General features: G+C 61.9%; 13 protein-coding genes. 7 read left to right on the forward strand and 6 right to left on the reverse strand.

The features are described from left to right. Complete coding sequence (nrdR, locus tag INT40_RS00480; protein WP_101570432.1) at window positions 1-498, forward strand: transcriptional regulator NrdR; 498 nt, start codon at window positions 1-3, stop codon at window positions 496-498. 297 nt (window positions 499-795) lie between these two features. Here nrdR and INT40_RS00485 read toward each other — a convergent pair whose 3' ends face one another. Together INT40_RS00485 and INT40_RS00490 are read right to left on the reverse strand one after the other, a co-directional pair. After that, complete coding sequence (locus INT40_RS00485) at window positions 796-3,006, reverse strand: HelD family protein (protein ID WP_101570431.1); 2,211 nt, start codon at window positions 3,004-3,006, stop codon at window positions 796-798. A gap of 86 nt (window positions 3,007-3,092) precedes the next feature. Next, window positions 3,093-3,884 carry a spermidine synthase gene (locus INT40_RS00490; protein ID WP_101570430.1) on the reverse strand — a complete coding sequence of 264 codons (792 nt, stop codon included), beginning with the start codon at window positions 3,882-3,884 and terminating at the stop codon, window positions 3,093-3,095. A 164-nt stretch (window positions 3,885-4,048) separates the two neighbouring features. Here INT40_RS00490 and INT40_RS00495 point away from each other — a divergent pair, with 164 nt between their 5' ends. Together INT40_RS00495 and INT40_RS00500 are read left to right on the forward strand one after the other, a co-directional pair. Beyond that, the gene (locus INT40_RS00495; RefSeq protein ID WP_193095247.1) at window positions 4,049-5,236 is read left to right on the forward strand and encodes a DUF4192 family protein; all 1,188 of its coding nucleotides are present in this window, start codon (window positions 4,049-4,051) and stop codon (window positions 5,234-5,236) included. Between the two features lie 237 nt (window positions 5,237-5,473). Next, window positions 5,474-6,880: an RNA polymerase sigma factor gene (locus INT40_RS00500; protein ID WP_193070415.1), complete on the forward strand. Its 1,407-nt coding sequence runs from the start codon at window positions 5,474-5,476 to the stop codon at window positions 6,878-6,880. Between the two features lie 195 nt (window positions 6,881-7,075). Here the strand turns inward: INT40_RS00500 and INT40_RS00505 are convergent, their stop codons facing one another. Further along, entirely contained in the window at window positions 7,076-7,699 is a 624-nt protein-coding gene (locus INT40_RS00505; protein ID WP_319021908.1) for an N-acetylmuramoyl-L-alanine amidase, read from the reverse strand. A gap of 376 nt (window positions 7,700-8,075) precedes the next feature. Between INT40_RS00505 and INT40_RS00510 the strand changes: the two genes are divergently transcribed. Then, a complete protein-coding gene (locus INT40_RS00510; protein WP_193095249.1) occupies window positions 8,076-10,187 on the forward strand; it encodes a DNA gyrase/topoisomerase IV subunit B in 2,112 nt (703 codons plus the stop codon). A 77-nt stretch (window positions 10,188-10,264) separates the two neighbouring features. On the opposite strand, the gene INT40_RS00515 is transcribed toward INT40_RS00510, so the two are convergent. Together INT40_RS00515 and INT40_RS00520 are read right to left on the reverse strand one after the other, a co-directional pair. Further along, the gene (locus tag INT40_RS00515; RefSeq protein WP_101570425.1) at window positions 10,265-11,158 is read right to left on the reverse strand and encodes a M56 family metallopeptidase; all 894 of its coding nucleotides are present in this window, start codon (window positions 11,156-11,158) and stop codon (window positions 10,265-10,267) included. Between the two features lie 18 nt (window positions 11,159-11,176). Beyond that, the gene (locus INT40_RS00520) at window positions 11,177-11,539 is read right to left on the reverse strand and encodes a BlaI/MecI/CopY family transcriptional regulator (protein WP_009884389.1); all 363 of its coding nucleotides are present in this window, start codon (window positions 11,537-11,539) and stop codon (window positions 11,177-11,179) included. A gap of 292 nt (window positions 11,540-11,831) precedes the next feature. Here INT40_RS00520 and INT40_RS00525 point away from each other — a divergent pair, with 292 nt between their 5' ends. The 3 genes from INT40_RS00525 to cydC are packed head-to-tail and all read left to right on the forward strand — an operon-like array spanning window position 11,832 to window position 17,821. Next, complete coding sequence (locus INT40_RS00525) at window positions 11,832-13,403, forward strand: cytochrome ubiquinol oxidase subunit I (protein WP_193095250.1); 1,572 nt, start codon at window positions 11,832-11,834, stop codon at window positions 13,401-13,403. Window positions 13,404-13,415: 12 nt separating this feature from the next. Further along, window positions 13,416-14,438 (forward strand): cytochrome d ubiquinol oxidase subunit II, encoded by a 1,023-nt coding sequence (cydB, locus tag INT40_RS00530; protein WP_193095251.1) that lies wholly within the window; start codon window positions 13,416-13,418, stop codon window positions 14,436-14,438. Then, window positions 14,435-17,821, forward strand: coding sequence for a thiol reductant ABC exporter subunit CydC (gene cydC, locus INT40_RS00535; RefSeq protein ID WP_193095252.1), 3,387 nt, complete (start codon window positions 14,435-14,437; stop codon window positions 17,819-17,821). Before cydB ends, cydC begins: the two co-directional genes overlap by 4 nt. Here cydC and sepH read toward each other — a convergent pair. Then, on the reverse strand, window positions 17,796-18,872 hold the full coding sequence (sepH, locus tag INT40_RS00540) for a septation protein SepH (RefSeq protein WP_101570421.1): 1,077 nt from the start codon (window positions 18,870-18,872) through the stop codon (window positions 17,796-17,798). The genes cydC and sepH overlap by 26 nt on opposite strands. Window positions 18,873-18,934 lie beyond the last annotated feature (62 nt).

The following is an 18,934-nucleotide window of genomic DNA, read 5'->3' on the forward strand; positions in this document are numbered from 1 at the left end:
ATGCGTTGCCCATTCTGTCGTGAATCAGATTCTCGAGTCGTCGATTCGCGAACGAGCGAAGATGGCGCCGCTATCCGTCGAAGGCGTCAATGCCGTCATTGCGGGCGTCGCTTCACAACCATGGAAGCGACCAGCCTGTCGGTGATCAAACGTTCCGGTGTGACCGAGGAGTTCTCCCGTCAGAAGATCATGTCGGGTGTGCGCAAGGCCTGTCAGGGGCGGCCCGTCAACGACGACGATCTGGCGAAGCTGGCCCAGAAGGTCGAGGAGGACATCCGTTCCAAAGGAATTGCTGAGATTGATGCCGACGAGGTGGGTCTGAGCATCCTCGAGCCCCTGCGTGAGCTCGACCAGGTGGCCTACCTGCGCTTCGCCAGCGTGTACCAGGGTTTCGACTCCCTCGAAGACTTTGAGACCGCAATCGATTCGCTGCGTGCGGATGCGGCTCTGAAGTCGGGAGAAGCCCGGCAGGCGACTCCCGAAGATTTCCAAGCCTGAGAAAATAGCCCCAGAAATCTGTGAGCGGAGTACTCCAGCACGCTGATTGTTGTGTAATATTGAGAGTGCGCGCTTCGGCGCGCGGCCGCTTGCGGTTCGGAGGGGAAGCCGAACCGTCAAGCGGCCCTTTAATTTCTCTGCGAAGACAGAAAAGCCTGGTGACAGGCCAGCCGTGTGGACAGAGTCAGACACAGAGTCAAATGCAGAATATGACGAAGGGCGCAGCGGAGATGACTCCGCTGCGCCCTTCGTCTGTGTCGCCCCAGGTTACACCGAGGCGGGGGAGGCTTCTGCGAATCAGCCGACGATGAGCTCGTTCAGTTCGGTCGCTGTGGCCGCCAAGATCCGCAAGCGATCCGTGGTGCGCGTCAGCGACACATAGAGCGCGCCGACACCATCCTCATGACCGTCAGGGGCGATCAGTCCTGGTTCGACGATGACGACGGAATCGAACTCAAGGCCCTTCGCCTGCTGGGCAGTGATGACCGCGATCTGATGGTCGAGGCCGAGGACCGAACGGCCGATGTCAAAGCCTGCGAGCACCTCGGCGACGGAATCGATGAGATCGACGGGCGCGATCACGGCAATCTTGCCACCCTCGACCGAATCGACCTCATTTCTGACGGTGGGCACGAGAGCATTGACCACTTCCTGAGTCGAAGTGAACGATTCCATCTGCGGGTCGGGGCCACCCTGCCGGACGGACTCAACGAGTTCGAGCTGTGGGAAATGTCGGTGCAGGTAGCGGTTGGCCAGGTCCATCACCGACTGGGGCGTCCGGTAGGACACGGTGAGTACCTGCAGAGCGTAGCGATCTCCGACGAACTCAGACAGGATGGAGTCCCAGGTCCGAGTGTTGTCCACGTGCGAGGACTGTGCCAGGTCACCCACAACGGTCGCGGACTTCGACGGAACTCGCCGGAAGAGCACCCGCCACTGCATGGGTGAGAGCTCCTGAGCCTCATCGACGACGAGGTGGCCGTACGTCCATTCGCGGTCGTCGAGCGCCCGCTCCGCCAGGGTGATCGTCGGCCCCTCTTCCTCCCACCTGGCTGCCAGCGTATCGGCATCGATGAGGGCGGAGGTGTCGGTCATATCGAGGACCGCTTCGGCGTACTCACGAGCGGACTCGTCCCGAGCTGCGGTCTGCTGGGGGCTGCTGCCGAGCAGCTCCGCGAGCTCGTCGAGGAGCGGAACGTCCTCAATGGTGAGCGCGGAGTTGGCCGGGCGGACTAGCGTCTTCTGATCCTGAGGTGAGAGCAGGTGCGCGGCAGCGGCCTGCAGCTTGTGAGGTTTGGACAGCAGGGCACGCAGCGCCGCCGCAGGACTGATCGGGAACCACGCGAGATTGAGAGCACGGCGCACGTCCACACTCGAACGCAGCTCATCCATCAGCTCCGGCAGCCTCTCACCTGCACCATCGAGACCCATCTGGCGGGCCAGGTCCTCTGCGAGGATCTTCAGCAGACCGAAGACGAAGCCGGTCCGGGCAGCATTGTGAGCATCCTCGCTGCGGCGGGCACGATCACGAGCAGCGCGCACGTCACGGCGACGCAGCCAGATGGTGTGTGAGCCGACGCGCAGCTCTTCGTCCTGGTCCGGGATCCGCTCGTAGTTGGCGATGTGATTCTTCAGCACCGCAGCCATCTCGGACCGGCCCTTGATCACTGCCACATTCGTATCATCGCTCAACTCGGTCTCGAGACCTGGGTAGAGCTGGCCCGGTGTGAGCAGAAGCGCACCGGTCTCGCCGAGGCTGGGCAGGACCTTCTCGATGTACTTGAGGAACACAGCGGAGGGTCCGACGAGGAGCACGCCCGATTTGGCGATGCGCTCCCGGTGCCGATAGAGGAGGAATGCCGCACGGTGGAGTGCCACCGCTGTCTTGCCCGTTCCCGGTCCGCCCTGGACGACGAGCACACCCTGGAGGGGTTGGCGGATGATGGCATCCTGTTCGGCCTGAATGGTGGCGACGATGTCGCCCATGCGACCTGTCCGGTGATTGGTCAGTGCAGCGATCAGCGCACCCTCGCCCTGCAGGTTCGATCGCTCAGCATCGTCGAGAGCGTCGATGTCGAGCACATCGTCCTCGAGATCTGTCACCATACGGTTTTTCGTGACCAGATGCCGCCGCCGGATGACTCCCGCCGGGTTGGCGGCAGTCGACTGGTAGAAGCGCTCCGAAGCCGGTGCGCGCCAGTCGATGAGGATCTGCTGGCGGTCGGAATCGGTGAGCCCGATCCGTCCGATGTAGCTGGGTTCCACCTCCGATCGCAGATCGAGACGGCCGAAGCACAGGCCATCCTCGGCGCTGTTGAGCCGAATCAGCTGGTCCTCATACATGGTGGCGAACGCATCCCGTTCGCTCCGGTGCTGATGATTGCCGCCGACCTCGGAGATCCTTACTGTGCCCAGTCGGGCAGTAGCCTCATCTCGCAATTCGTCGAGTCGTGCATAGAGCTCGTCAAGCTTGATCTGCTCGACGTTTATTTCTGAAGTCTCGGTCATCTCACCTTCCCAATCGGCATTCCATTATGCCGAACTTTTCTCACCGGGAGTAGTCGGAAGCAATGATTTGTGGATGGTGTGTTCCGTCACAGTCCCAGTCTCGACCGCAGACCCTGTCCGGTCAGGAAGGTCGCCATTGTCGCTGCGGTGCGCAGACTCCGATCGAGCTCGGGCTCCTGCAGCGGGGAATTGGAGGCGATGACGACCACGTTGCCACGTCTGCGGCCCTTGAGGATTCCGGGTTCGGCCGCGGCCGCGACATGGGTGAAGGCAGGCGTCAGCAGCTCCAGCTCAGCTCTGAGGACGCGGTGGTCGCCAGCATCGGGAACGTTGGCGATATAGACGCCAGAGTCTTTGAGGATGCGCGCGCAGGTGGAGAAGAACTCCGAAGTCTGCAGTGTCGGGGGTACAGAGTCATGGTCGAAGGCGTCACGGATGAGCACATCAAGAGTGTCGGGACGGAACTTTTCGGTCTCAACGGCTCCGTCTCCGGCACGCAGCGCCAGTCCAGGGGCCCGCGGCAGATCGAACCAGGTGCGCGAGTAGTCGAGGAGAACGGGGTCGATGTCGATGGCTGTCTGCTTTGACCTCGGACGCTGGGCATGGAGTGCCCGGGCGAGTGCACAGCCAGCCGCCCCGATGTGGACTGCTCGCAGCGGGCCGGGCGCGAACTGGATCTCGATGATTCGTGACATCCAATCCAGATATTCGAAGTCCAGACGAGTCGGTTCGCTCAGAGTGATCGACGAGGAGGGCACCCCATTGACATGGAGGACATAGCTGTCGACCTCTCCGTCTACTTTTTCCAGGCGCGCGGTGCCGGTCGAGATGTCAACGACTTGTGAGCCGGGTGCTGTGTATATCCGTCGTTTTGCCACCCCTCACTTGTATGCCAGTTATGCCGCGGTGGCAATTCTGCCCAACAGCACGTGGGGATATCGGTCCTCACTCGTGTGCGTTTGAGCTGTGGACACGTCCGGTGTTTCCACATGCGCACAGGTGACTCTGGTCAATCCGACAGGGGAGGGGCTGAAGTGATGACATGGAGACCACAGCGAAGACAGCAGAAGACATCATCGGAATCGTGCCCCATACCCTCGGCTATATTCCACGCGAGAGCCTTGTGGCCGTGATCGTGGAGGAGAATGAACACGGCGGCCAAGGATGCGCCACGACGATGCGGGTCGACTTCGACCTGGAGACGGCCGCCCATCTCGTAGCCCAAGGCGGGCGGTGGTACAGCGATCTCATCGCTGGAGCGTGCGCGGCGTCGGGAGTGCTCCTCGTCCTCTACGACTCGGAATACCCGCGCGGCATCGCAGACGAGTCGGTGACCGGATCCGGGACACCTGATGATGAGTACCCCCGTGTTCATCGGGAACTCGTCCGGGCCGCGATCGACGAGATCGCACTGTCGTTGGGGGACCGCGGTATCGCTACGCTCAGCGCTTGGTGGGTCGGCGAGGACCGTTTCGGCCGCATCGACGACGATGCTCAGAACAGCACTCTGCTCGAGGCCGCTTCGACCTCGGCCTGCGCAACAGAACTCGTCGCGGCGGGATCCTCTCCTGTCGCGTCACCGCAAGAACTAGTGGTCAAGCCCGTGTCGCCAGAAGAATTCACGGTCAGTCGCAGCGGTCACCTCGAAACGTGTCCGAGCATCGCCGATGGGTTCGACGTTTTGTCCACGCTCTACCCGAGCCTGGCTCGGCTGAGAGAAGGGGAGGAGAGTATCGACCGGAGTGCTGTCGTCCAGTTGATGACGTTGCGGACGGTGATGGCAGTCGATGCGATCTTGGCCGAAAAATGGTCTCGGGACGCACTCGAAATGATCCTCAGCTTTGATCACCCGAACTTCGCGCCGGCCGAGATCGAAAGGTGTGGGCCGGGGCAGCTGTATCTGCGCGCACAGCGGTATGCGCTGTCCCCGCAGGCCGCTCAGGACATGGTGGGACTCTCCCCGCGCGCTCCTCGACCCCGCGATGTTCAGTTGGGCATCGAGTTCCTCAAAGCCTATATAGCGATGGGGCATCCCGACGTCCGGGCCACTGCATATGCTGTGGTTGCATGGTTCGAATGGTCTTTGGGAGGCTCGACCATGGCAGAGCACTACGCGCGGGCAGGGCTGGAGCTTGATGCTGAGCATGGGATGGCCACGTTGATCTTGAACGCGGTCGAACAGGGGTATCTCCCACGGTGGCTGATGTCAGCACGCCGTGGCCCCGGATGAGGCCTGCGGGCACGCGGCGGCTCTTCGCAACCACTTCGGCGAGCGATCGATGAATCACCGTCCCGGGGTCAATTCGCAAAGCCGGGAATATCGTGCGAAAATTGGGTGTTGACCCTGTCATAGCATCATGGGAGAACTATGTGTTCCCCTCGGGCCAGATACCTGGACCTCTTGACATGGGTCTTAGTAATGTCCTGGTGCATTCGAGAAGTTTCAACGCTCGCGAAAGGTGAACACGTGCCGAGAGTCGACAAGGAATCCACGACGGTGACGGAAAAGTCGGAGGGAACGGCCGCCAAGACCTCCACCGCTGGATCCAAGACCACTGCGGCGTCGAAGGGAGCCAAGAAGACGACGAAGACATCGGCTTCAGCGATCGCTGCAGAAACCGGGACCAAGCAGACCACCGCGGCCCGAAAGACGACGACCGCCAAATCAACTGCGACGAAATCGACCGCAGCTAAGGTGGCGAAGACTGCCGGGGCTAAGAAGCCTGCTGCGAAGACAACCAAGGCTGCGGGCGCTAAGAAGAAGTCCGATGACGTGCTCGAGGCCGGCGAGACAGTCGAGCCGGCAACCGACACCCTCGGCACCGAGCAGAGCCCCGCTGAGGCGACTGAGACGAAGAACTCCGAGGAGAAGGAGAAGAACGCCGCTGTCACAGAGGCTGGCGGTTTCATCGTCTCCGATGCCGACGAAGAGGATGCTCCTGCGCAGCAGGTCGTGTCTGCGGGAGCCACCGCGGACCCGGTCAAGGACTACCTCAAGCAGATCGGCAAGGTCGCCCTGCTCAACGCGGCCGAAGAGGTTGACCTGGCCAAGCGCATCGAAGCCGGCATGTACGCCGAGCACCTGCTCGACGCTGGCGGCATCACCGAACCGCGTGAGTCCATGGACTACAAGTGGATCATCCACGACGGTCGCATCGCCAAGAACCACCTGCTCGAGGCGAACCTGCGTCTCGTCGTCTCATTGGCCAAGCGCTACACCGGACGTGGAATGCTCTTCCTGGACTTGATTCAGGAAGGCAACCTGGGCCTCATCCGTGCAGTCGAGAAGTTCGACTACACGAAGGGCTTCAAGTTCTCGACCTACGCCACGTGGTGGATCCGTCAGGCCATCACCCGTGCCATGGCCGACCAGGCTCGCACCATTCGCATTCCCGTGCACATGGTCGAGGTCATCAACAAGCTCGCTCGTGTCCAGCGTCAGATGCTTCAGGATCTCGGCCGTGAGCCGAGTCCGGAAGAGCTCGCCAAGGAACTCGACATGACGCCAGAGCGTGTCGTCGAGGTTCAGAAATACGGTCGCGAGCCCATTTCACTGCACACACCTCTGGGTGAAGACGGTGATTCTGAGTTCGGTGACCTCATCGAGGACTCTGAAGCAGTCGTGCCTTCTGACTCGGTCAGCTTCACTCTGCTGCAGGAACAGCTTCACTCCGTTCTCGACACCCTGTCGGAACGTGAAGCCGGTGTTGTGTCGATGCGCTTCGGCCTCAACGACGGCCAGCCGAAGACTCTCGATGAGATCGGCAAGGTCTACGGAGTCACTCGCGAGCGTATCCGCCAGATAGAGTCGAAGACCATGGCAAAGCTGCGGCACCCTTCGCGCTCACAGGTTCTGCGGGACTACCTCGACTGACACAGATGCCTCCTGCCGCGGCTTCGGCCCAACGGCATGAGCTCGGTGACCACGATCGCCTGCGGACGCGAACTCTCGCGACCGCAGGCGATCTGGTTATCTGCAGAGCCTCGCCCCCTGTGTCCATTCAGCACCGGTCGAGGATCAGCAGACGACGTCGATGAGGCTCAACCGGCGACGTTGATTCAGCACCAGTCAGTACCAGTCGACGATGCCCTGGAGCAGAGCGTTCGCGTATTTCTTCTGACCAGACTTCGATTCCATGGTCTTGGCCTCGTCGGCATTGCGCATCTCACCGCACTCGACGATCACAGCAGGGACAGAAGCGTTGTTGAGTCCAGCCAAGTCGGGGCGCCGACTGATCGCGTCTTTTCCGTAGGCACTGTTGGGCGTGAACGGACCGGACATGGCTTCACTCATTGAATCGGCGAGGCGGTTCGAGTCGTCTTCGACAGCATCCGAACTGCCGGGCTTGGCGACGATGACATGGAACCCCTTGGTCGAGGCAGTTTCGGTTCCGTTGGCGTGGATGCTGACCATGAGATCGGCGTCATCGGCGAACGTGCCGCGCTCGTCGACGCACGGGCCCACACCGTCGTTGTCATCGCGGCTCATGACCACCTTCGCCCCCGCATCCTTGAGTTCCTGTTTCAGCTGCTGGGCAACTGCCCAGTTGAAATCGGCCTCGGGGTAGTCGGTGCTCGTGGCGGTACCAGTCGTGTTGCAGGCTTTGGTTCCGCCGCGCCCACCCGGTACCGGGCTGGCGATCTCGCTCGGGTGAGAGGCATTGCCTCCGTTGTGGCCAGGGTCGATAGCCACGGTCCGCCCACTCAGGTCGACCGCCGGCTCCGTTGTCGGGATCTTCTGCCCATCAGCGTCCGGAGAGGCCTCAGAGCCTGTAGATGATTCTGAATCCGTCGAGGGCACAGTGTCTGTCGAGTTTGATGTTCCTTCGGACGGCGTGGAACCGGCAGATTCGTCTGGCGGGTTCGTATCGCAACCGGTGAGGCCCGGCAAGACGAGGACCGCACATATGAGGGAGAATACTAGGCTGCGACGAGGAGACATAGGGCCATTGTTCCAGCAATGAAGCAATGGATAGGAGCTTTCGGCAGAATCGACACGAGACACGGCACGCAATGGCTGATACAAATCGGCCTGAGGGATTAGAATTTAATCGAACGAGAGGAAACGTGTGGAAGAGGAAAGTTACGGCGCGAGGCATCTGTCCGTGTTGTCGGGTCTCGAAGCGGTTCGCAAGCGTCCAGGCATGTACATCGGGACCACTGATTCCCGAGGGCTGATGCACTGCCTGTGGGAGATCATCGACAATGCCGTCGACGAAGCTCTGGGCGGCTTCGGAAAGTCCATCCTCATCGAACTCGAACCAGATGGTTCGGTGGCTGTCTCCGACAGCGGACGAGGCATCCCCGTAGACATCGAACCCAAGACCGGGCTGACCGGCGTCGAGGTGGTCCTGACCAAACTCCACGCAGGCGGCAAATTCGGCGGCAGTTCGTATGCCGCGTCGGGTGGCCTGCACGGTGTCGGTGCCTCCGTCGTCAACGCACTCTCCGCCCGGCTCGATGTCGAAGTCACACGTGGTTCGAAGGTTCACAAGATGTCCTTCCGCCGTGGTGTACCGGGACGCTTCGACGATTCCTCCGGCCAGCCCAGCCCTGACAATCCCTTCGAGGAGTTCCACGAGCCGACCGGGCTCGACGTCGTCCGCAAGGCGAAGAAGGGCGTCACAGGCACCCGTGTCCAGTACTGGGCAGACCCGCAGATCTTCCTGGCCAAGGCCCAGTTCGACTACCAGCATCTCGTCGAGCGCGCACGCCAGACGGCGTTCCTCGTCCCTGGACTCGAGCTGCGCATCGAAGACCGCCGTGGAGTTGCCCGTGATGAGACGGGCGAGGTCATCGCTGAACGCCTTGAGGTCTTCCGCTTCGACGGCGGCATCACTGAGTTTGTCGACCATCTGTCGATCGACCCACCGATGACGGATACCTGGCGACTGCACGACACCGGAAAGTTCAGTGAGACAGTCCCGGTTCTCGACTCAACGGGGCACCTGGTCTCGAAGGAAGTTGAACGCGAAGTCGGCGTTGACATCGCTCTGAGATGGGGGACCGGCTACGACACGAAGGTGAAGTCCTTCGTCAACGTCGTGGCCACACCCCAAGGCGGGACGCACCTGGCAGGCTTCGAGCAGGCCAGTCTCAAGGCCATGCGCAAAGCAGTTGAAGCCAATGCACGCAAACTGAAACTGGGCAAAGATAAGCTGGAGAAGGACGATGTCCTGGCCGGTCTGACCGCTGTGGTCACGGTGCAGCTGTCCGAGCCGCAGTTCGAGGGACAGACCAAGGAGGTCCTGGGCACGGCTGCGGTCAAACAGATCGTGGCAAAAACGGTCGAGAAGCAGCTGGGCGCTATCCTGTCCTCGAGCAAACGCGCAGAGAAGCAGCAGGCTGCCGTGCTCATGGAGAAGGTCGTCGCGGAGCTGAAGTCGCGCATTTCGGCACGTACTCACAAAGAGAACCAGCGTCGGAAGACGGCTCTTGAGGCATCGTCGCTGCCAGCCAAACTCTACGACTGCCGCGATAACGGGGTGGATAACACAGAACTCTTCATCGTCGAGGGTGACTCTGCGATGGGAACGGCGAAAGCCGCGCGCAACTCCGATCATCAGGCCCTGTTTCCGATCCGCGGCAAGATCCTCAACGTGCAGAAGGCATCGCTTTCGGACATGTTGGCCAACGTCGAGTGTGCAGCACTCATCCAGGTGATCGGGGCCGGTTCCGGCCGCAGTTTCGACATTGATGCGGCCCGCTACGGGCGTGTCATCATCATGACCGACGCTGACGTCGACGGCGCTCACATCCGGACCCTGCTGCTGACCCTGTTCTTCCGCTATATGAAACCACTGGTCGAACAGGGGCGAGTCTTCGCTGCTGTTCCGCCCCTGCACCGCGTGGAGGTCGTCACTAAGCGAGGCACGCCCAACGACGTCGTATACACGTACAGCGAGGCAGAGCTCCACGCACTGCTGAAGAAGCTGGAGAAGTCGAAGAAGACGTACAAAGAACCCATCCAGCGCTATAAGGGACTCGGCGAGATGGATGCCGACCAGCTGGCCGAGACGACCATGGATCCGAGCATGCGCACACTGCGCCGGGTCACGATGGCCGACGCCGAGGCGGCAGAGAACACCTTCGAACTGCTCATGGGTTCCTCGGTCGGTCCGCGCAAGGAATTCATCGTCTCGGGAGCCGCGGTTCTCGACGCCGAACGCATCGACAGCTGAGCCATCCCTCGACAGCTGCAGCATACGCACCGATTAGCAGAGCCGAAGTGTTCGGCTAGTCGGTGCGTTCTGTCAGCTCAGATCCCGGAAGCGATCGGAGCGAAGAGCAGAAGGCTGGGGACGAGCAGCAGGCCCAATGCTACGAGGCTCGACGTCACGCGCACCGGTATCCGCGCTGGGTCCAGGGGCCGGGAGAGACGGTCGATCCGCTGGGCCGAGAGGTCGCTGCGGTGCTCCGGGCTGATGCCTGCGGCTTCACGCACCGCCTGGGCCAGAATCGCGGGGTCGACGTGTTCGCGCGCTTGGTCATCGGCCATGAGCTCAATCTGACCATTGATGGAGTTGAGGCCGATCGCGGTGGCGGCGAAGAACGGCAGAGCACGGTGCCACGCGGCAAAGGGAATCACCAGGACGTCGTGGCGGAAATCCAGGTGGGCTCTCTCATGGGCGATGACGGCTGTGCGCTCGTCCTCGCTGAGGACTTCGAGTAGGCCGGTGGAGAGAACTGCAGTGCCCTTGCGTGGACCCTGGGGCAGGCAATAGGCGACGGCCTCGTCGGTGGAGATGATGCGCGTATCTGGGTAAGTCGCGGATGGTTCGCTGAGCAGGTGCAGGATCTCATCATGGCGAATGCGAGTCTTGCGAGCTGAATAGAACGTCAGAGCAAGGCAACCCAGCAGCCGTCCGATGAGTGCTACGGCGATGATGAGGAAGATCCAGGCGAAGACTGTCAAGTGGGCGTGTGACTCTCCTCTGGCCAGCTGCCAGAGCCCCTCAGGCAGGCTGTGCGAGTTGGGAGCAACAGCGAACGCCAGCGCCGTGCCGATGAGCGAGAGGCCACCGGAGAGGCCGACGGCCTGCCACAGGATGACCTTCGAGATGGGGTCTCCGCGAAAACGGGATAGCGCGGCCGGAACCGGCCACGCTAAGAGAAATGCAAGTACAGCGAGGACGGATCCCACTATGCTCATGCTCGGGAACGACCTGCCTCAGGAATTGGTCGAGTGATTGCGTCCCAGCAGGTTGCGCAGAGCCTTCGTATCGGCCTCCGACACGGTGCCGAGGAATCGTGCAAGAACCGCCTGGCGATCCGGAGCCTGTGAGAGCACCTCGGTCATCAGCTCTGCGACATGGTCTTCTCGCGTTGATACTGCGAGGTAGCGATGTGGCCGGATGCTGCGATCGCGGGTGACGAAGCCCTTCTTCTCCAGGCGAGTGAGGACGGTGTGAACAGTGGTCAGGGCGAGGTCGCGTGCTGCCAGCACGTCGCGAAGCTCGGCCGCGCTCAACCCATCATCATGTACCCAGATGGCGTCCATGACGCTGCGTTCGAGTTCGCCCAGTGTTCCCACGGTGTCCTTGTCCTTTGAGGGGATGTTTTTTCTTGCGAGTTCAGTCTAACTCTACAAGCCGTCGAATTCTATGTGAGATCGACCGTAATCAACTTCGTGTCTGCCGCTGGACCAGATTTTGGCGGGACCAGGGCCGTGCGAGCATCCTCGCAGAGTAGGGTGAGCGCAAGCGGGCAATGATGCGCGTTCTGGGACGGCAGATCTTAGATGGCAGAATCTTGCCTTAATGTCTTCTACGCATTGTAGAATTCTACGTGTTGTAGAAATTAGATCCTCCACGAACGGAGTACCCATGGACCTGGATCCGGTTCTCATCGGGCGCTGGCAATTCGGCATCACCACCGTCTATCACTTCTGGATGGTCCCACTCACCCTCGGTCTCGGCATGCTGGTCGCGATCCTGCAGACCATGTACCACCGCACGGGCAACGAGATGTACCTGCGCAGCACCAAGTTCTTCGGGAAGCTCTTCCTCATCAACTTCATCATGGGAGTGGCGACCGGACTGGTCCAAGAGTTCCAGTTCGGAATGGCATGGAGTGAGTACTCCCGTTTCGTCGGAGACGTGTTCGGTGCGCCCCTAGCGCTGGAGGCACTGCTCGCGTTCTTCTTGGAGTCGACATTCATCGGACTCTGGATCTTCGGCTGGGGCAGGCTCCCACGCGCAATCCATCTGGGCAGTCTCTGGTTCGCCGTCATCGGGTCATGGATCTCCGCCTACTTCATCATTGTCGCGAACTCCTGGATGCAGCACCCCGTCGGTGTCGAATTGGTCGACGGCAAAGCGGTGATGACCGATGTCTGGGCGGTGATGACGAACAATACGGCAATCGCCGCCTACACTCACACGCTATGTGGGGCACTTGCCGTGGGTGGCAGCTTCCTGCTCGGAATCTCCTGGTACCACCTGTACCGTCGACGCAAGGACGGCATCGACACAATCGGTCCCGACGGGAAGGTCGTCGTCGGCTCCGCACCAGATTTGCCCGGCAGAGACGCCATCGACCACCAGGTCTGGATTCAATCTCTGCGCATCGGTGCAATCGTCGGCCTTGTCGCTTTCGTCGGAGTGGCGATCACCGGCGACATCCAGTCCAAACTCATGTTCGAACAGCAGCCCATGAAGATGGCTTCAGCAGAGGCTGCCTGTCACGACGGCACCGAGTTCTCGGTGCTCACGATCGGAGACCCCTCCTCGAACGACTGCGATGGAGTCGAGAACGTGTTCGAGATTCCCGGGCTGCTGTCCTTCCTCGCCAAGGGCGACTTCAACACCCCGGTCCACGGTGTGACGACGCTGCTTCCCGACTATCAGCAGAAGTACGGCACCCACCTGCCCGAGGATGAGCGCTATGGAGAGCACTCCGGGGAGAAGATCGACTACCAGCCCATCATGATCGTCACCTACTGGGGATTCAGGATGATGATCGGCTTCGGCATCCTCGCCGCGGGAGTCAGTGCCCTGGCACTGTGGCTGACTCGCAAGGGTACTGTTCCAGCCTCACCCTGGCTGATGCGCGGGGCGCTCCTGTCCATCACCGCACCGTTCATAGCGAACTCAGCGGGCTGGATCTTCACCGAGATGGGACGTCAACCCTTTGTCGTCGCGCCGAATCCCGCACAGCTCGACGGCGTGTATATGTTCACTCAGGCAGCCCTGTCGCCCCAACTCACACCGGCGATGCTGCTGTTCTCACTGATCAGCCTCAGCCTTGTCTACGGCATTCTCATGGTAGTCGAACTGCGGCTGCTCATCGTCTATATCAGGGGAGGGGTCGCCTCGGCGATGCCTGAGGTCACGAAGACCAACCACACCCCGCGGATCACGAACGACGAAGACGACGTCCTGTCGTTCGCGTACTGAGGAGAAGACACGATGGAAATTCTTGCCACGATCTGGTTCGTCCTCATCATCGTGCTGTGGACGGGATACCTGTTCCTCGACGGCTTCGACCTCGGTGTCGGAATGCTCATGCCGCTGCTGAGCCGGACCGAACGACAGAAGCGAGTGCTGCTCAACACCATCGGGCCGACCTGGGACGGCAACGAAGTGTGGCTGATCACCGCAGCTGGGGCGACCTTCGCTGCCTTCCCGCACTGGTGTGCCTCCCTGTTCAGCGCCCTCTACATACCGCTGACACTCTGCCTGCTGGCGTTGATCTTCCGTGCCGTGTCCATCGAATACCGCGGCAAGGGACACAGCCAGGCGTGGAAGTCCTTCTGGACCTGGGCGATGGCAGTGGGCTCGGCTGGAATCGCCTTCTTCGTCGGGGCCATGCTCGCCATCACCTCCACCGGGCTGCCGCTCAACGACAATGGTGACCTCATCGGAGGGGCCTTCGCCTGGGTGGGCTGGCCCGCAGTCTTCGGAGGCCTGGGCGGGATCGGCTTCGCCCTCGTCCACGGCCTGATCTTCCTCGGTCTGAAGACGCGAGGCGACATGCGCGAGAAGGCTCAGCGGTGGGCTCGGAGGCTGCTGCTGCCCGGCTCCATCGGCTTCCTCATCTGGTTCGGTCTCTCCATCACTCATCGCACGTGGCTGGCCGCCGTGGTTCTCGCTGCGGTCGTCGCCCTGGTGGCGGCGTACTTTGCGGTCCGATCCGGGGCGGAGAAGGCGGCCTTCGTCCTGCACGGAATCTACCTCGCAGCTGGACTCTTCGCCGTATTCGCCGGTGCCTATCCCAACGTGCTGCCCTCGACACTGGACTCGGCAAACTCCCTGACCATCGCCTCGGCGTCCTCGGAGGACTACACACTCACTGTGATGCTTGTGGTGACCGTGATCTGTCTGCCGATCATCATCGGCTACCAGATCTTCAGCTATCGCATGTTCCTAGGCCGCATCGCCGAAACGCACATCCCCGAAGCTCACCGCGTGCCGGTGGCGATCAGGTCATGAATTCTCCCCTGCGGATCCTGCTCGACCTGCCGGGCGGACAGCGCGGATTCTGTCTCTCCCTGTTCAGCGCATTGGCGCGTGCCGTGGGCATCGTGCTCATCGCCGAGGCTCTGGTGCGCTCGATCGTCGGGCCGAGCCCGATTGCGGTCTGGGCGGTGCTGGGGCTTCTGGGAGCGGCACTGCGGGGTGCGAGCCTGTGGGCGGATCACAGTCTGGGGACGTCACTGGCGGCTGTGAACAAGCGGCGGCTGCGGTTCTCGATTCTGCGGTCGCTGCTGACCAGGCGTGGGCAGCCGCGCATGAACACTGCCGTCACAGTCACACGCGGCATCGACGACCTCGACGACTACTTCACGACCGTGGTGCCCGCGCTGAGTGCCGTAGCGGTGGTCCCGGTGACGCTGCTCGTTCGTATCGTGTTCACGGATGTCCTTTCCGCCGTCATCATCGCACTGTGCCTGCCGTTGGTGCCGGTCTTCATGATCCTCATCGGCCGATTCACCGAGGCCTCGACCACAGCCAGTTCAACTGCACTTGAGCGACTGTCCGATCACCTCGCAGAGCTGGCCGAAGGGCTGCCCGTGCTCATCGGACTCGGCCGTTCAAGGGACCACGCACGCACCCTGCGCGAACTGGGGGAGAAGTACCACAGCGCCAACCTCGCCGCACTGCGCATTGCATTCCTCTCAAGTCTTGCCCTTGAACTCATCGCCACGATCTCCGTCGCCCTGGTCGCCGTCGTCATCGGTCTGCGCCTCGTCTCCGGAAGCATGGATTTGAGCTCCGGCCTCTTCATCCTGCTCCTAGCGCCAGAGTGCTTCACCCCGCTGCGCGAGCTCGGCGCCGGCTACCACGCCAGTGAGAACGGTCGCGAGGCACAGGCTCGTGCCCTTGCACTCGTCGCAGACAGCGACAGCGACAACGTAGCCGAGGACGGGTTCGGCCATGACGATGAATCCAACGACGATGAGACCAGCGACGATTTCCTCGATGCCCAGCACCGCGTCGTCTACCCGAACGGCACGACGATCGAGTGGACCGGAACCTTCTCGACCACTCCCGGCATTACGGCGATCCGAGGTGTCTCAGGGGCAGGCAAATCGACGATTCTGGCCGCTCTGTCCGGCAATCTGCCCGCTCAGGCCAGAACAACACTGGCATCGCGTCAGGTCGCATTCGTCTCGCAGGCTCCCCGTTTTTTCGGTGCGACGATCGGAGCCGAACTCGACGTCTACGGTCTCCCGTTTGCCCAACAGGGTACCGCTCTGCGTGGCGCTCGTCTGCCCGAGGACCCGGCACTATCGACGTCTGCGCTGAGTCCCGGACAGCTCCGCCGACTCGCATTCGTCCGGGTACGCCACCTCATTGACGGCGACTCCGAGGCACTCGTCCTCGACGAACCGACCGCTCACCTCGACGATGCCAATGCTGAGATCATCATCGACATGATCGCCGAGGCGGCCAAGCGCGTGCGTGTCATCCTGGCCAGCCATGATGACCGGGTCACTGCACTCGCCCAGGACGAGATCAGCCCCCGGAAGGTCAACATGGGTGCGACCGCCGCACCAGCAGTGGCTTCGCACTCAGCGACGACTCCGAAGCCGGCGACACTGACCGACCCAACAACACTGACCGACCCAACAACACTGACCGACGCTTCACAGACCGCGGCGAACGTGGGCGAGGAGCCCGGTTGGTCAAAGAGGGAACAGAGGGCGACGCTTCGTCGCCGGTGGTCGCTCCTGCGGTCGAGTATGCCGCTCTTCACCCCGAACATGATTGTTGCTCTGCTCGCATCGTGTGGCTCCAGCCTGGCAGCGATAGCGCTGACTGCGGTCTCCGCCTGGCTCATCGTCGAAGCGTCCTACCAACCTCCGATAATGATCCTCTTGGTCGCCATCGTCGGTGTGCGGTTCTTCGGGCTGAGCCGATCAGTGCTGCTCTATCTCAGCCGACTCAAGCTGCACTCGGTGATCTTCGCATCGCTGGGCAGACTGCGGTCTCGACTCTGGGAGCACTTCGAAGCAGTCGGAATGGGGGATCGGAAACTGCTGACCTCCGATGCCGCGCTGCGCACCATGGTCGCCGACGCCGATGATGTGCGGGATCTGATTCCGCGGACTCTGTTCCCACCTGTCGCTTCATCGCTGGTCTTCCTCGCGGTGCTCATCACCGCCTGGGCACTCGACCCGGCGACCCTGCCGGTGTTCCTGACACTCGGCATCCTCAACCTGGTCGTGCTGCCGGCCGCCATTATCAGGAGTGAAAGCAGCCTGGCCCGGCGCGTCCGAACTATCCGCAACGGGATCCTCTCAGTCCTGACACGGGCGCTGAACGCCACAGCGGACCTGCGGGCGAACCGTGCTGACAAGAGGGTTCTGACAGCACTGGGTCGCGAAGAGCAGGAGCTCTACCGTGTTCAGCGCCGCTCCTCACACCACTTCGGCATTGCGCAGCTCTGGGTGCAGCTGAGCACGGTGGGCGCCGCTGTGCTCATTGCGATGACCTCCTCAGCGCCGACCGAGATCCGAGCCGTCGTTGTTCTCATCGCACTCGGTTCTGTCGATGTCTTCACGCAGTCGCTGCAGGCCTTCCGTGCGCTGCCGACGCTTGGTGCTGTCCTTGACCGGATCCCCGCTTTGGCGCCTACCAGGGCAGAGTCCTCGACGGACAAACATCGGGACAAAATCACCAGGGCAGACGGGTTCACCGTGCTTGAGCTCGACGATATGAGTGTCGGATGGGATGCCGGTCCGGTCGTCGACCATGTGGACCTGCGAGCAGCGAGGGGCCGATGGACTGTCCTGCACGGTGACAGTGGTACCGGAAAGTCGACGACGCTGAGTGTGCTCCTGCGCTTCCTGGACCAGTGGTCAGGTTCATATAGCGCCGAGGACGACGCGGGTCGGGAGACGGATGTCCTCGGATTGTCACCGGCAGACCTCGCAGGCGCAATCGCCTGGTGCCCGCAGGAGGCACATATCTTCCGGTCAACAGTGAGGGGCAATCTGGCGATCGCGCGCAGAGACGCACCCAGCACCGAGGAGATGTGCGCGGCACTGACCAGCGCGGGATTGGCCGAATGGGCCGACCCAGCTGGCCTCGAACTCTGGGTCGGCGATCACGGGGCAGAGATCTCAGGAGGACAACGTCAGCGTCTGGCCGTGGCCAGGACACTCCTGAGCGGGGCGAAAGTCCTCGTCCTCGACGAACCGACTGCACACCTTGACGATAAGATGGCACACCGACTGGTGAATGACCTGCGAAAGAACCTGGACTCACACACCGTTGTGATGGTCACTCATGACGCCAGCCTGATCACAGACGACGACCGCCTGGTCGAGCTGGGTGGCGAACTCAGTCGCGCTTCGAGCCGAACATGATCTCGTCCCAGCTGGGGATCGATGCACGACTGTTCTTCTTCGACTTCGCTTTGGACTCAGCAGTGTCTTTGAACTGATTCGACTCCTCGCTGACACCAGGCTCATTGAGCAGAGACAGCTGATTGTCGTCATCGAACCTGCCGACCTCCTGAGTCGGCTCCTGAGGCTCATCCGGATCGACGGATGTGGGATCTTCGAACGCGAAGACCTCGTCATCGGAGGCGTCTTCCGGACGTCCCGGCGCGGTGTGCGCGCCCTGCGGGTGAGTCTCAGGGTCCTCAGTGACAGCGCGAAGCTTGCCACGTGGCTCTTCCTCGTCCTCATAGCGGCGACGCTTGCGCAGATTCTCCAAGATCCGTCCGGTCTCCGCCTGATGATCACGAGCGGCAGGCGATGTCTCAGCAGGAGCTGGAGGAGCGGAGGGCGTGTCGATCTCCTCGGTGATCTTCTGACGTTCGGCACCGGTCCCGTAATTCGGAATGGGTCCTGTATCTGTCGGTCCCGAATCGGCTAGCCATTTCGCTTCGTCGTCGATGGGAGTCAGCGACCGGCGGTAGTAGTTCCATCCAGCCGTGCGAGTGCGATCCGCGGCGGTGAAGCTGAGCTGAATGTACCAGTTGCCATCCTGCTGCTTCCACGCATCCCAATCCATGGTCTCGATGTCGACGTCGCGCATCGCCAGACGGGTCTGGCACAGTTCCACCAGGGGAGTCGGGTCGCCATTGGGGTCATGGTCGGAATAGATCGGGTGCTGGCTGGCCGTGTACGCCGTGTGAGCGCGTTCGGCCAGAGCCGGGCGTTCATAGGTGCGGACCTGCTCGGCATCGGCTCCGGTGGAGGCGATGACCTCCTCGGCGCTCATCCCGCCACGGATCATGGCTTGGATGTCACGGGGGCGCACGGGGGTCTCGGGCTTGACGCTGGTGCGGTCCTTGCGGACAGCGGCGTACAGGGCCTCGTCGAGAGCCAATCGGTACTGCAGTCCGTTCTCGTCGTTCAGCAGCAGATGAGTGCCGTCGGCGTCGACTCCGTTCAAGATCAGTTCACGCATGCCTTAAGCTCCTTTATCGCGTCTCCCTGCATCGTGTCACGTCCGGGCACACGAGCAGGGCA

The sequence above is a fragment of the Brevibacterium sp. FME17 genome (genome assembly GCF_014897515.1).
Lineage (GTDB): Bacteria > Actinomycetota > Actinomycetes > Actinomycetales > Brevibacteriaceae > Brevibacterium.